The 13,771-nt window shown below is 61.0% G+C and carries 12 protein-coding genes; 10 read left to right on the top strand and 2 right to left on the bottom strand.

Features of this window, described 5'->3' with window-relative positions; translation table 11 throughout:
• The 7 genes from HJC04_RS13310 to HJC04_RS13280 all read left to right on the top strand — a co-directional run bounded on the left by HJC04_RS13310 (window position 1) and on the right by HJC04_RS13280 (window position 7,419).
• Entirely contained in the window at window positions 1-285 is a 285-nt protein-coding gene (locus HJC04_RS13310) for a YciI family protein (RefSeq protein ID WP_221146424.1), read from the top strand.
• Between the two features lie 166 nt (window positions 286-451).
• Window positions 452-1,903, top strand: a complete 1,452-nt coding sequence (locus HJC04_RS13305) for a homospermidine synthase (RefSeq protein WP_210629868.1) — start codon at window positions 452-454, stop codon at window positions 1,901-1,903.
• A 173-nt stretch (window positions 1,904-2,076) separates the two neighbouring features.
• Window positions 2,077-2,451, top strand: a complete 375-nt coding sequence (locus HJC04_RS13300; RefSeq protein WP_210629867.1) for a hypothetical protein — start codon at window positions 2,077-2,079, stop codon at window positions 2,449-2,451.
• A gap of 202 nt (window positions 2,452-2,653) precedes the next feature.
• Entirely contained in the window at window positions 2,654-4,627 is a 1,974-nt protein-coding gene (locus HJC04_RS13295) for a bifunctional metallophosphatase/5'-nucleotidase (RefSeq protein ID WP_221146423.1), read from the top strand.
• 123 nt (window positions 4,628-4,750) lie between these two features.
• Window positions 4,751-5,785 carry a ferrochelatase gene (gene hemH, locus HJC04_RS13290; RefSeq protein ID WP_210629865.1) on the top strand — a complete coding sequence of 345 codons (1,035 nt, stop codon included), beginning with the start codon at window positions 4,751-4,753 and terminating at the stop codon, window positions 5,783-5,785.
• Window positions 5,786-5,928: 143 nt separating this feature from the next.
• Window positions 5,929-6,960 (top strand): SPFH domain-containing protein, encoded by a 1,032-nt coding sequence (locus tag HJC04_RS13285; RefSeq protein WP_210629864.1) that lies wholly within the window; start codon window positions 5,929-5,931, stop codon window positions 6,958-6,960.
• A 3-nt stretch (window positions 6,961-6,963) separates the two neighbouring features.
• On the top strand, window positions 6,964-7,419 hold the full coding sequence (locus tag HJC04_RS13280; protein WP_210629863.1) for an NfeD family protein: 456 nt from the start codon (window positions 6,964-6,966) through the stop codon (window positions 7,417-7,419).
• Here HJC04_RS13280 and HJC04_RS13275 read toward each other — a convergent pair whose 3' ends face one another.
• Window positions 7,420-8,415 carry an SIS domain-containing protein gene (locus HJC04_RS13275; RefSeq protein WP_210629862.1) on the bottom strand — a complete coding sequence of 332 codons (996 nt, stop codon included), beginning with the start codon at window positions 8,413-8,415 and terminating at the stop codon, window positions 7,420-7,422.
• Between the two features lie 140 nt (window positions 8,416-8,555).
• Between HJC04_RS13275 and HJC04_RS13270 the strand changes: the two genes are divergently transcribed.
• Window positions 8,556-10,088 carry an outer membrane beta-barrel protein gene (locus HJC04_RS13270; RefSeq protein WP_210629861.1) on the top strand — a complete coding sequence of 511 codons (1,533 nt, stop codon included), beginning with the start codon at window positions 8,556-8,558 and terminating at the stop codon, window positions 10,086-10,088.
• Between the two features lie 57 nt (window positions 10,089-10,145).
• On the opposite strand, the gene galU is transcribed toward HJC04_RS13270, so the two are convergent.
• Window positions 10,146-11,033 carry a UTP--glucose-1-phosphate uridylyltransferase GalU gene (gene galU / locus HJC04_RS13265; protein ID WP_210629860.1) on the bottom strand — a complete coding sequence of 296 codons (888 nt, stop codon included), beginning with the start codon at window positions 11,031-11,033 and terminating at the stop codon, window positions 10,146-10,148.
• Between the two features lie 203 nt (window positions 11,034-11,236).
• On the opposite strand from galU, the gene HJC04_RS13260 reads away from it, so the two are divergent.
• Window positions 11,237-12,460 (top strand): lytic murein transglycosylase, encoded by a 1,224-nt coding sequence (locus tag HJC04_RS13260; protein WP_210629859.1) that lies wholly within the window; start codon window positions 11,237-11,239, stop codon window positions 12,458-12,460.
• Between the two features lie 61 nt (window positions 12,461-12,521).
• Complete coding sequence (locus HJC04_RS13255) at window positions 12,522-13,766, top strand: SGNH family hydrolase (protein ID WP_210629858.1); 1,245 nt, start codon at window positions 12,522-12,524, stop codon at window positions 13,764-13,766.
• The last annotated feature ends 5 nt before the right edge of the window (window positions 13,767-13,771 follow it).

Raw genomic sequence — 13,771 nt, 5'->3', positions numbered from 1 at the left:
ATGTTCATCCTCTCCCTTACCTATCGCAAATCCAACGATGAGGCCGACAGGCACATGGAGCCGCACATGGCCTGGGTGAAGGAGGGTTACGCCAAAGGCTGGTTTCTCGCCTCCGGCCGCAAGGTGCCGCGCACCGGCGGCGCGATCCTCGCCATCGGTGACCGTGCCGCAATCGAAGCCTATGTCGCCGTCGATCCTTTCACCGTCCACGGCGTCGCCGAATACGAAATCACCGAACTTGCGATAACGACGGCGGTCGAAGGACTGGAAATCCTGAAGCGATGATTTTCGTTCAGAGGATCTCGTCGCCCCGATATTTGCCCTTTCCCCGTCAACACTCTTTATTGTGACGGCGTTTTGTGGTTAGAGCCGGTCACTTCGCAATTTCTGCGGCAATCTCACAAGAATTCTTCAGGCTGAACGCCTTCGTCCCCTTCCACAGGAGAAAAGAATGACGGAACAGAACTATCCGGTATATGCCGAAATTACCGGTCCGATCGTGATGATCGGCTTTGGCTCCATCGGCCGCGGCACCCTGCCCCTGATCGAGCGCCACTTCAAATTCGACAAGAGCCGGATGGTCGTCATCGACCCGCGTGAAGAACCCTCCGACATGGAGATCCTGAAGAAACACGGCGTTCGCCACATTCAGGAATATGTCACCAAGGACAATTACAAGGAGCTGCTGAAGCCCCTGCTGACGAAAGGCGAAGGCCAGGGCTTCTGCGTCAACCTCTCGGTCGACACCTCCTCGCTCGACATCATCAAGCTCTGCCGCAAGCTCGATGTTCTCTATATCGATACGGTTGTCGAGCCCTGGCTCGGCTTCTATTTCGACAAGGGCATGAGCAATGCCGACCGCACCAACTATGCGCTGCGCGAGACGGTGCGCAGGGAAAAGGCGAAAAACCCCGGCGGCGCCACCGCCGTCTCCACATGCGGCGCCAATCCGGGCATGGTCTCCTGGTTCGTCAAGCAGGCGCTCGTCAACCTCGCCAATGATATCGGCGTTAAATTCGAGGAACCGGACCAGCACGATCGCGAAGGCTGGGCCAAGCTGATGAAGAAGGTCGGCGTCAAGGGCGTCCACATCGCCGAGCGCGACACCCAGCGCACCAAGCATCCGAAGCCGCTCAACGTCTTCTGGAACACCTGGTCCGTCGAAGGCTTCATCTCCGAAGGCATGCAGCCGGCCGAACTCGGCTGGGGCACGCACGAGCAGTGGATGCCGAAGAACGCCAAGAAGCACAAGAAGGGCAACAAGGCGGCGATCTACCTGGAGCAGCCGGGCGCCAACACCCGCGTGCGCACATGGTGCCCGACCCCCGGCCCTCAATACGGCTTCCTCGTTACCCATAACGAGTCGATCTCGATCGCCGATTATTTCACGGTCCGCGACAAGGACGGCGAAGTCACATTCCGTCCGACCTGCCACTATGCCTACCATCCGGCCAACGACGCCGTGCTCTCGCTGCATGAGATGTTCGGCAACGGCGGCACCCCGCAGCCGGTCCACCACGTACTCGACGAGGACGAGCTGGAGAACGGCATCGACGAGCTCGGCGTCCTGCTCTACGGCCATGAGAAGAATGCCTACTGGTATGGTTCGCGCCTGTCGCTGGAAGAAACCCGCCGCATAGCGCCCTACCAGAACGCCACCGGCCTGCAGGTGACCTCTGCCGTTCTCGCCGGCATGGTCTGGGCGCTGGAAAACCCGAAGGCCGGCATCGTCGAAGCGGATGAGATCGATTACAAGCGCTGCCTCGACGTGCAGATGCCCTATCTCGGCCCGGTCGAAGGACACTACACCGACTGGACCCCGCTCGACGGTCGTCCCGGTCTCTTCCCCGAGGACATCGACACCAAGGACCCGTGGCAATTCAGGAACGTCCTCGTTCGCTGAAAATCGCCCTCACAGGATTTTGACAATGCCCGCCGCAAGGCGGGCATTTTTGTAACGCTGGCTGTATAAATGGCTCCGCCGCCGCTCCAAGCCTTGCCATCATGGCGAGCGCACGTCATGTTTTGCCCGAAGTTGGCGGGTGACCGCCACGCCGAATCGCCGGGAGAAGCCTTATGAAAATCAGAACTGGTCTTGTTCTTGTCGGTGCAGCGGCCACTCTTGCCGCCTGCGTTTCATCAGGACCGCAACAGCGACCGATCGCAGTCGCGCCGCCTGCAACAAATTCTGTTGAAGGCGAATGGACGGATGCCAACGGCTTGACCTCCGCCTTCACGAATGGACAATTCGTAACCCGCACCAGCGACGGAACGAACACGCAGATGGCATCCGGAACATATACAACAACCCCCGATGGGATCATTCAGATAAACCTTTACTCGAATGTTAAGCGGACGACTTCCCTGGTTAATTGCGCCATGAGCGGCACGAGCCAGCTGAATTGTACGACTGCAACGAATTCGCAGTTCACGCTTACACGTCGTTTGTAATGCTTCAATATCACCCTGCAAAAGCTCCCATTCGGGAGCTTTTTTGTTTTGCGGCATCTTGGAAAGCGCCGCCGCAAACCCAGCTTCCCTCTTGCGACTAGGCGTCGTTTGTTGAAACATCGGCACGCGGGAAACCGCCTGACACCATTATAGGGATCGGCGAGGATCAGGGGGATCTCTCGCCTCAATCAGGAGAACAAGGATGACGAAGTCTTTCAGCTTCGGTCTTTTGACCGCGTCCATGCTGGCGCTGAGCGCGGGCGCCGCCTTTGCCGATTACGAACTCAATATTCTTCACATCAACGATTTCCATTCACGCATCGAATCGATCAACAAGTTCGATTCCACCTGCTCGGCCGAGGAGGAAGGCAAGAAGGAATGCTTCGGCGGCGCCGCCCGCCTGAAGACCGCGATCGACCAGCGCCGCCAGGCGTTATCGGGCAAGAATGTGCTTCTCCTGAATGCCGGCGACAATTTCCAGGGTTCGCTCTTCTACACCACCTATAAGGGCGCGGCCGAAGCCGAATTCCTGAACCTGATGAAGTTCGACGCCATGACCGTCGGCAATCATGAATTTGACGACAGCGAGGACGGGCTTGCGACCTTCCTCGACAAGGTGCAATTCCCCGTCGTGACGGCGAATGTCAAGGCGAGCGCCGCCTCCAAGCTCGGCGACCGCATCAAGCCCTCGCTGGTGCTCGATGTCGGCGGCCAGAAGATCGGCATCGTCGGCGCCGTCACCAACGATACGGCAGAGCTCTCCTCCCCCGGCCCGAATGTCACGATCGAAGATGACGTTCAGACGATCACATCAGCCGTGCAGGACCTGAAAAGCCAGGGGGTCAACAAAATCATCGCGCTGACCCATGTCGGTTATCCCCGCGACCTGGCTTTCATCGCCAAGATCCCGGACGTCGATGTCGTCGTCGGCGGCCACTCCCACAGCCTGCTTTCCAACACCGACCCGAAGGCTGAAGGCCCGTATCCGACGATGGTCGACAATCCGGGCGGCTACAAGGTGCCGGTCGTCCAGGCCGCCTCCTACAGCAAATATCTCGGCGACGTCGTCGTCAATTTCGACGATAACGGCGTCGTCAAGGAAGCCAAGGGCGATCCGATCCTGATCGACGCGTCCTTCACACCCGATCCGGCCGTCGTCACCCGCGTCGCCGAATTGGCAAAACCGATCGAGGAACTGCGCAAAAAGGTGATTGGCTCCTCCGAAAGCCCAATCGAGGGCGACCGGAAGGTCTGCCGCGTCAAGGAATGCTCGATGGGCAATCTAGTGGCCGATGCCATTCTCGATCGCACCAAGAACCAGGGCGTCACCATCGCCTTCCAGAACGGCGGCGGCCTGCGCGCCTCGATCGACGGCGGCGATATCACCCAGGGCGAAGTCATCACTGTCCTGCCCTTCCAGAATACCCTCGCCACTTTTGAAGCAACCGGCGCGGACGTCGTCAAGGCGCTCGAAAACGGCGTCAGCCAGGTCGATCAGGGCGCCGGCCGATTCCCGCAGGTCGCCGGCCTGAAATTCTCGTTCGACCAGTCGAAGCCAGTCGGCAGCCGCGTCAGCGATGTCCAGGTGAAGGAGGGCGACGACTTCGCGCCGATCAACCCGGCCAAGACCTACAAGATCGCCACCAACAACTTCATGCGAGCCGGCGGCGACGGCTATTCGATCTTCAAGCAAGGCAAGAACGCCTATGATTACGGCCCGGATCTCGCCGACGTGACCGCCGACTACGTCGCCGCGCATTCGCCCTATAAGCCCTATACCGATGGCCGCGTCACCGAAATCGGCGCGACCGTGGCACAGGCGCCAGCTGCCGAACCGGCGGCTCCCGCGCCGGCGGCACCTGCGCCGGCCACTGAGCCCGCTCCTGCCCCTGCGGCCCCGGCCGCACCCGCACCAGCCATCGAGCCTGCCCCGGCCGCGCCAGCCCCGGCAACACCGGCAGCTCCCGCGCCCGCGGCGGAACCAGCTCCGGCGGCCTCCGCCCCCGCCGCAACAACGCCTTCCACCCACGTTATCGCGGCCGGCGACACCTTTTGGGATCTCGCCGTCAGCTTCTATGGCGATGGGACGCTGTGGCGGAAGCTTTCGGAGGCCAACGGAAAGCCGAATCCGCACCACCTGACGGTTGGCAAGGAGATCCAGGTTCCTGCAAAATAAGACGATTTGTCTCGACACCATCGGCCGGCTCGGGGTTTCCCGGGCCGGCTTTTCTTTCTATAGGGTGAACCATGTTCTCGAAGCTGCGTATCAGCCGATGAGACAACGAGCGTTGGGGCTAGAATGACAGCAGATATTTCACTTCGCCCGGCGGACCATCCGGCCGTCAATTCAGGCAAGATCGGCGTGCTGCTGGTCAATCTCGGCACGCCCGACGGCACCGACTACACCTCGATGCGCCGCTATCTCAAGGAATTCCTGACCGATCGCCGCGTCATCGAATGGTCGCCCTGGAAGTGGTATCCGATCCTCTTTGGTATCGTGCTCAACAGACGCCCGCAGAAGGTCGGCAAGGCCTACGAGCTGATCTGGAACAAGGAGAAGAACGAAAGTTATCTCCGCACCTACACGCGCAACCAGTCGGAACTGATGACCGAGCGCCTACGGGATCTCGACAATGTCAAGGTCGACTGGGCGATGCGCTACGGCACGCCGTCGATCGCTTCGCGCATCGATGCGCTGAAGCAAGAAGGCTGCGATCGTATCGTGCTCTTCCCGCTCTACCCTCAATATGCGGCGGCAACGACCGCAACCGTCAACGACAAGGCCTTCCAGAAGCTGCTCACGATGCGCTGGCAACCGGCTCTGCGCACCGTGCCCGATTATCACGATAACGAGACCTACATCGAAGCCCTCGCCCAATCCGTCGAAAGACATATTTCCACGCTCGACTGGAAGCCGGAGATGCTGCTCGCCTCCTTCCATGGCATTCCGATGTCCTATTTCAAGCAGGGCGATCCCTATTACTGTCAATGTCAAAAGACCGGCCGCTTGTTGCGCGAGCGGCTCGGGCTCACCAAGGAAAACTTCATGGTCACCTTCCAGTCCCGCTTCGGGCCGGAAGAATGGCTGCAGCCCTATACAGACAAGACGGTGGAGAAGCTTGCCCAGGACGGCGTCAAGCGCATCGCCGTCATCAATCCCGGCTTCGTCTCCGACTGCCTGGAAACGCTGGAAGAAATCGCCGAACAAGCCGCGCATTCGTTCCACGAGAACGGCGGCGACAAGTTCACCCATATCCCCTGCCTCAACGACAGCGAAGACGGCATGAAGGTGCTGGAAAAGGTGGTCCGCCGCGAATTGCAGGGTTGGGTCTGAGAAGAAGATAAAGACCTTTCCTAGAGCCTCCTTTTCAGCTGGAGGTGGTGCATCCGCGTGTCATTTCTTCCTCGCAAAGAACATGCTAATTCACCACATCAGTTGTGAGGCGCTTGCGCATGCGCCGATGGGAGGAAATTTTCATGCTGTTCGGCGGCTTCGACATCGTCGTAATCGTGCTGGTCATCTTCGTCATTCTGGTCCTCTTTGCCGGGATCAAGACCGTACCGCAGGGCTATCGCTACACTATTGAGCGCTTTGGCCGTTATACCCGCACGCTGGAGCCGGGCCTCAACCTCATCACTCCCTTCATCGAGCGCGTCGGAGCGCGGATGAACGTGATGGAGCAGGTGCTGAACGTGCCGACCCAGGAAGTGATTACCAAAGACAATGCCTCGGTTTCAGCCGATGCCGTCGCATTCTTTCAGGTTCTGAATGCTGCCCAGGCCGCCTACCAGGTTTCCCACCTCGAAAATGCCATCCTCAATCTCACCATGACAAACATCCGCTCGGTCATGGGCTCCATGGATCTCGACGAACTGCTTTCCAACCGCGACGCGATCAATGACCGGCTGCTGCGCGTCGTCGACGAGGCGGTGCAGCCATGGGGCATCAAGGTCACCCGCGTCGAAATCAAGGACATCCAGCCGCCGCGCGACCTCGTCGATGCGATGGCCCGCCAGATGAAGGCCGAGCGCGAGAAGCGCGCCCAGGTGCTCGAGGCCGAAGGCGCGCGCAATGCGCAGATCCTCAGGGCCGAAGGCGCCAAGCAATCCGCGATCCTCCAGGCCGAAGGCCAGCGCGAAGCCGCCTTCCGCAACGCCGAAGCCCGCGAGCGACTGGCCGAGGCCGAAGCCAAGGCGACGAAGATGGTCTCCGAGGCGATTGCCGCCGGTGACGTTCAGGCGATCAACTATTTCGTCGCCCAGAAATACACCGAAGCGCTCGCCTCGGTCGGCTCGGCGCCCAATTCCAAGATCGTGCTGATGCCGATGGAAGCCTCTTCCATCCTGAGCTCGCTCGGCGGCATTGGCGCCATCGCCCGCGAAGTCTTCGGTGACGCCGGCAATCCGCCGCCGCCGCCCCCGCCGCGTCCGCGTCCCGCGCCGATCCGCTCTACGCCGCCGATCAATCCGCCGGCCCCCAATCCCTTCAATCCGGATCCGGAGCGATAAGCCATGCTGGCGAAGATCATCGCGGAACTCGGTCCATGGAACTGGTGGGTTGCAGGCCTCGTGCTGCTCGCCGCCGAAATGATCGTGCCCGGTTTCTTCCTGGTCTGGATCGGCCTCGCGGCCTTGATCGTCGGCGCACTGTCGCTGCTCTTCTGGGACAGCGCCTTCTGGGTCTGGGAACTGCAAGCGATCCTTTTTGCGCTTCTGGCCGTCGCCACGACCGTTGCCGGCCGCCGGCTGACGCTGCGCAACGCCGAGACCGACGAGCCCTTCCTCAATCAGCGCGGTGCGAGCCTCGTTGGCCGTACGGCGACGCTGCAGGAACCGATCCGCGAAGGCCGCGGCCGCATCCGCCTCGACGATACGCTATGGCAGGTAATGGGGCCTGATTTGCCTGTGGGAACACAGGTGAAGGTGATCTCGTGTCACGGCCGCGACCTGCGGGTCGAACCGGTCTGATCAGGCGACGCCGATCCGCAGAAGGTCATGGAAGTGCACCAGCCCGATCGGCCGGCTGTCCTCGTCGATGACGATCAGGGCCCCGATGTGGTGCTGGTTGAGCAGCGCCAGGGCGGCCGTCGCAAGCATCGTCGGTTTCACCGTCTTCGGCGTCTTCGTCATGATGTCGTCGACGGCAAGCTCGGCAAGGTTGCGGCTCAGATTCCGAGCCATGTCGCCTTCGGTGACGATGCCGCAGAGCCGCCCATCCCGGTCGAGCACGCCGACGCAGCCGAAATGCTTGCGCGACAGCACGGTGATCGCCTCCGGCATCGGCGTGCCCTTGGTAACGAGCGGCAGCTTCTCGCCGGTATGCATGATATCGGCGACATGCATCAAGCTCGCACCCAGCTTGCCGCCGGGATGAAAAACGTGGAAATCGGTGGCGCTAAAGCCCCGCGCCTCCAGGAGTGCGACCGCCAGGGCATCGCCGAGTGCAAGCTGCATCAGCGTCGAGGTCGTCGGCGCCAGCCCATTGGGGCAGGCTTCCTGTTCGTTCGGCACCAGAAGCACGATGTCGGCGGCCGTCGCAAGCGAGGAAGCTTCGCTGCAAGTAATCGCGATCAAGGGGATCGAGAAGCGCCGCGTGAAGGAAATGATACTCTTGAGTTCGGCGCTCTCGCCGCCTTTGGAAATCGCCAAGACGACGTCATCGCGCGCTATCATGCCGAGATCGCCATGATTGGCTTCGGCCGCATGCACGAAAAAGGCTGGGGTGCCGGTCGAGGCGAATGTCGCCGCGAGCTTGGTACCGATATGGCCGCTCTTGCCGACGCCGGTAACGATGACCCGGCCGGAGATGTCGCCGATGATCTCGACGGCGCGGGTGAAAGGACCGGCCAGTCCGTTGTCAAAGGCCCGTTCGAGCGCTTCAAGACCGCGTTTCTCGGTCTCTATCGTGCGTTTTGCCGATTCGAGCACGCTGTTTTCAACGAGTTTGATCGCTCTTCTGTTCATGGAGATGCGTTAGACCTTTTCACTTTCCAAGTCCACCCCGCACCATTTCCGAATTGTGAACAGCGCCCGCCGGCGGCAACGAATGATTAACCACAACGCTTTACCTTTGAGTAAGAACCGAAAGCATGTCAGGCGAGTGAATGGGGCAGCCAAAACAGACGAGCAGTGTGACGCCGCTCCGCGCGATGAGGCGTGTCGTCTGCTTTACTGCGTTCGGCACCCTGCTGGTCGGCCAGACTGCGGCATTCGCACAGTCCATCTCACAGCAGCCTGTCGCTAGCCACGCCGCCAGCCAGGACAGTCGCACCACGAACAATGCCGCGGCCGGTTTCGGTGATGAAATCGACGTTTCTACCGCTCCTGTGGCAACGGGTGCGGCGGGAAACCCGGACGACGCCCAGCAGAGGCCCGTCACACCGGACGCGCAACCCGGTGACGAGATTACCGGCTCAATCCTCGATGAGGACATGCGCCGACTGAACACCCGTGAAGCGCGGATCGACGAGACACCGCCGGTGCGCAGGGCTGGCGAAAGTGCCTCGATGGCAGAAACACCCGGTATTCCGATCGGTACCTTCGTGCTCCGTCCGAGCGTGACCCAAAGCATCAACACCGAGACCACCAAGGACGGCAATACCAGGCAACGGCGCGCCTTCCTCGAAACGGATGCAGCCGCGACGCTCACCTCCGACTGGGGACGGCACCAGCTGACCGTCACGTCGGAAGGCGCCTGGCAACGAAATATCAGCGGCGAAGGCGAGGAGCAGCCGTCTTTCAAAGTCAATAGCGATCTCCGCCTGGATCTTGCCGACGACACGGTGGCGCACCTCACGGCCGGTTATAATTTCTACCGCGAGGATACGGACGATCCCGACGCCATCGCCGATGCCACACAGCAGTCAGATGTGCAGGAGTTCACTGCCGGCGCCTCCGTCCAACGCGATTTCGGCATCCTGCGCGGCACGACGGCGCTGGCGCTGAGCCGTTCGATCTATTCCGACGCCACGCTTGCGAACGGCACGACCGTGGAGTTGAACGATCGCAACCAGACGACCGGTACGCTGCGCGGTCGCGTCGGCTACGAGCTGTCGCCCGCGCTCATCCCCTTCATCGAGGCCACGATCGGCCGTACCCTCTATGACGAAACACGCGACTCCGCCGGTTACGAGCGCTCAGGCCATAGCTATGGCGCCAAGGCCGGCGTCGAGGTCGACCTCGGCGAAAAGCTGAAGGGTGAAGTCGGGGTAGGCTACGAAAGGGCGGATTTCGAGGACAGCCGGCTCGCCTCGATCGATACAGCCACGCTCGATGCGAGCCTGCTTTGGTCGCCGATCCGCGGCACCGACGTCAATCTAGACCTGCAGACTAGCATCCAGCCCTCGACCACCGCCGGCGAGAGCGGCTACGTTTCGCATGCGCTGACGACGACGGTCACCCACCAGCTGCGCGACAACCTGGTCGGAACCATGATCGGCGGCGTCATATGGCGCGACTATCCCACCGACAGCACAATCAACGACGAGCTCGTCTATACTGCGGCGACCGGCCTGACCTGGAACATCAACCGCTATCTCGATCTCACCAGCACGCTCGGCTACGAGCTGACGACGCGCAAGGACGGCGATGACTCGCAGCAATGGCGCGCCGGCGTCGGCCTGAAGCTGAAACGCTAAACGCCGCGCCTCCGGTGCGAGGCGCGGCGCTTGATCATTCATAGCTGTGCGCAAACCTTAATTCAGGCCGGCAAGCAGTTCCTTGAAACCGCCTTCGACCGACGGACGGATATCGGCGCGTTCGAGGGCGTAGGCGACGTTGGCCAGGATGAAGCCATCCTTGGCGCCGCAGTCGTAGGTCGTGCCACGGAAGTGGTAGCCGGCGAAATCCTGTTCCTTCAGCAGCTTCAGCATGCCGTCAGTGAGCTGGATTTCATTGCCGGCGCCGCGCTCCTGGGTTTCGAGGATCTTGAAGATCTCCGGCTGCAGGATGTAGCGGCCGTTGATGAAGAAATTCGAGGGCGCCGTTCCCTTGGCAGGCTTTTCCACCATGCCGGTGATGCGGAAGCCTTCGCCGATCGCTTCGCCGACGCCGACGATGCCGTATTTATGGGCCTGATCGGGGGCACATTCCTCAACGGCGATAATGTTGCCGCCGCTCTGGCCGTAGAGCTCGATCATGCCCTTCATGCAGCCCTTGTCGCCCTTCATGATCATATCAGGCAGCAGCAGCGCGAAAGGTTCGTCGCCGACGATTTCGCGGGCGCACCAGACGGCATGACCGAGACCGAGCGGTTCCTGCTGACGGGTGAAGCTTACCGTTCCGGCCTTTGGCAGTTGCTCGGCAAGAAGGGTTATCTCGGCCTCCTTGGCGCGTTCGCGCAGCGTCTGTTCCAGCTCGAAATGAATGTCGAAATAGTCTTCGATAATGTGCTTGTTGCGTCCGGTGACGAAGACCAGATGCTCGATCCCTGCTTCCAACGCCTCATCGACGACGTATTGAATGATAGGCTTGTCGACAACGGTCAACATTTCCTTCGGAACAGCCTTCGTTGCCGGCAGGAAACGCGTTCCCAACCCTGCCACCGGAAAAACTGCCTTACGAACTTTATTGTGATGCGCCACACAGGCCTCCTGCTTTGACTAAATCGCCTTTTAAATAAAGCCGTTCACGTCTGACTAGTATAGAATTGCGACTGTTTTGCAATGGTGACCGCCGCGGGTCGCCATGGTAAAGAATTTGTTGACTCCGTTCCTGTAGTCTCGGGTCTGGGCGGATATGATGCCCCTGCTGCACCGAAAACTGAAGATGACGGATACGACTGTCGATGATCCAGAATCACAAAAACTCCCTTCGTGGTCTTGCTCTCGCCCTCGTTGTCGCCGCCCAGGTAGGGCTGGCCCCCGACAACGCGAAAGCCGATTCCCGGTTCCAGAAATGGATCGCGGACTTTTACCAAACAGCCGCTGAGAGTGGCATCAGTAAGGCAACCTATCAAAAGGCCTTTTCCGGGGTGAGCGAACCCGACCCGACGGTGCTCGAAAAGGCGGCCTATCAACCGGAATTCACCTCGAAGATTTGGGACTACATTGATTCCCGCGTTAACCCCTACACGGTCAGGATCGGCCGCGAGATGGCCGTCAAGCATGCGCGGACGCTCAATGCGATCGAGCAGCGCTTCGGCGTCGACAAGACGATTCTGCTCGCGATCTGGTCGATGGAATCGAATTACGGCGCGATTCTCGACAAGGACGACCGGCTGCACTATGTGCCGCGCGCACTGGCAACCCTTGCTTACGCCGATCCGAGTCGGGCCAAATTCGCCAAGAAGCAACTGGTTGCCGCGTTGAAAATCCTGCAGAATGGGGATGTGCCGGCACGTCAGATGACCGGCTCCTGGGCGGGCGCCATGGGCCACACTCAGTTCATCCCGACAAGCTATCTGCTCTACGCTGTCGATGCCGACGGCAACGGCCATCGCGATATCTGGAATTCGGTGCCGGACGCGCTGGCGACCTCGGCCAATCTGCTAATGAAGAACGGCTGGGATGCCGGCAAGACCTGGGGCTACGAGGTCGTCGTTCCCGCCGCAGCCGCCAAGCAGGCCGGCAAGACCCATACGCTCGCCCAATGGGCGGAGCTCGGCCTGAAACGGCCGAACGGCAAGGCCTTCCGCGACGGCGGCACCAAAGCCGTGCTGAAAATGCCTGCCGGAGCCGGCGGTCCCGGCTTCCTGATGACGGCAAACTTCTTCACCATCAAGAACTACAATGCGTCGGACAGCTACGCGCTCGCCGTTGGCCTGCTGGCCGACCAGATCGCCGGCTATGGCGGCATTCAGCAGCGCTGGCCGCGCCCCGACGGCGCGCTCGACATCACCGAGAAATTCGAGCTGCAAACCCGTCTCAAGACGCTCGGCTATTACAATGGTGAGGTTGACGGCAATTTCGGCTCGGGTTCGAAAGCGGCGATATCGGCGGTGCAGGAGCGCATCGGCATGCAGCCCGACGGCGAGCCCTCGCTGCCGCTTTTGAACGCACTTCGCCGCTAGAAGTGGCCCTACGATGACCTACATAAAGCGGGAGTAGACGCTGGCCTGCCACCAGTGCAAGATGCCGGCAGATGCGGAACTGCCCATGATGAAGAAAACTCACCGGACCCCTCAAATCCGCTGGCTCATGCTCGCCTTGATGGCGGCTTCGGTGTGCCTTGGCGCTCTTGCGCCGGTGGCTGTCGCCCAAGCCCAGGAGCAGCGCTATCAGCGCCGGTCCATCTTGGATTTCTTCCTCGGCCGGCGCTATCTCGACGACAGCCCACAGGCTCCTGATGTCCCGGAGCCGAGACGCCAGCAGCGCAAGCGCCCGCCGCCGGCGCAGAAAGCCGTGGTCAATCCCCGCACCACGCCGCCGGTCCGCGCTCCGGTACGGGAAGAAGAGCCTGTCGTGCAGAAGCTCCCCGACGCCCGCAAGATCCTGATCGTCGGTGATTTTCTCGCTAGCGGCCTCGGCGACGGCCTGACCGCCGCCTTCGAGACATCGCCGGGCGTCATCGTCGAAGCCCGCGGCAATGTTTCCTCGGGTCTTGTCCGCGATGATTATTATGACTGGCCGGAACAGTTACCGAAGATGATCGACGAGCTGAAGCCGGCAATGGTCGTCGTCATGATCGGCGCCAATGACCGCCAGCAGATGGTGACCGACACTGCCAAGGAGAAGTTCCGCACCGACGGCTGGTTTGCCGAATATCGCCGCCGTGTCCTTTCTTTCGGCAAGGAAGTCACCAGCCGCAAGATACCGCTGCTCTGGGTCGGTCTTCCCGCCTTCGAATCCGATCAGATGACGGCCGATGCCGTCCAGATGAACCAGCTCTATCGTAACCAGGTCGAGAGCATCGGCGGTGAATTCGTCGATATCTGGGATGGTTTTGTCGATGAAAACGGCACCTTCATCGTCACCGGTTCCGACGTGAAGGGGCAGCAGGTGCGCTTGCGCACCTCCGACGGCATCAACCTCACGCAGGCCGGCCGGCGCAAACTTGCCTTCTATGTGGAAAAGCCCGCCCGCCGGATTCTCGGCACCCAGGCAAGCCCTGATCTGGTGCGCCTCGATGAAAGCAATTTGCCGGGTCTCGGCCTTCCCACCAATCCGGTCGAGCACACCGTGCCGATCAGCCTCTCCGATCCCAATCTCGATGGCGGCGCCGAGCTCCTTGGCGCAAGACCGCCACCGGTGACGCTGACGAAATCGCCGCGCGATCTCCTGGTCGAGCAGGGCGAGATGACGCCGGCACCTGTCGGTCGCGTCGACGACTACCGCATGCCGGCGGCCAAGACGCCGGCCGAAGTCTCGGTGAAATGAAAAAG

Source organism: Rhizobium sp. NLR8a, from assembly GCF_019685235.1.
Classification (GTDB): Bacteria; Pseudomonadota; Alphaproteobacteria; order Rhizobiales; family Rhizobiaceae; genus Rhizobium.
Note: the sequence above shows the minus strand (reverse complement) of the source record. Positions and strands in the feature narration are given on the sequence as shown.

What these genes read in the sequence shown, in the direction of transcription:
- HJC04_RS13305 (WP_210629868.1), top strand. Translation starts at nt 452, where the DNA reads ATGACGGAACAGAACTATCCGGTATATGCCGAAATTACCGGTCCGATC.
- HJC04_RS13295 (WP_221146423.1), top strand. Translation starts at nt 2,654, where the DNA reads ATGACGAAGTCTTTCAGCTTCGGTCTTTTGACCGCGTCCATGCTGGCG.
- HJC04_RS13275 (WP_210629862.1), bottom strand. Translation starts at nt 8,415, where the DNA reads ATGAACAGAAGAGCGATCAAACTCGTTGAAAACAGCGTGCTCGAATCG.
- HJC04_RS13300 (WP_210629867.1), top strand. Translation starts at nt 2,077, where the DNA reads ATGAAAATCAGAACTGGTCTTGTTCTTGTCGGTGCAGCGGCCACTCTT.
- HJC04_RS13285 (WP_210629864.1), top strand. Translation starts at nt 5,929, where the DNA reads ATGCTGTTCGGCGGCTTCGACATCGTCGTAATCGTGCTGGTCATCTTC.
- HJC04_RS13260 (WP_210629859.1), top strand. Translation starts at nt 11,237, where the DNA reads ATGATCCAGAATCACAAAAACTCCCTTCGTGGTCTTGCTCTCGCCCTC.
- HJC04_RS13310 (WP_221146424.1), top strand. Translation starts at nt 1, where the DNA reads ATGTTCATCCTCTCCCTTACCTATCGCAAATCCAACGATGAGGCCGAC.
- hemH (WP_210629865.1), top strand. Translation starts at nt 4,751, where the DNA reads ATGACAGCAGATATTTCACTTCGCCCGGCGGACCATCCGGCCGTCAAT.
- HJC04_RS13270 (WP_210629861.1), top strand. Translation starts at nt 8,556, where the DNA reads ATGGGGCAGCCAAAACAGACGAGCAGTGTGACGCCGCTCCGCGCGATG.
- HJC04_RS13280 (WP_210629863.1), top strand. Translation starts at nt 6,964, where the DNA reads ATGCTGGCGAAGATCATCGCGGAACTCGGTCCATGGAACTGGTGGGTT.
- HJC04_RS13255 (WP_210629858.1), top strand. Translation starts at nt 12,522, where the DNA reads ATGCCGGCAGATGCGGAACTGCCCATGATGAAGAAAACTCACCGGACC.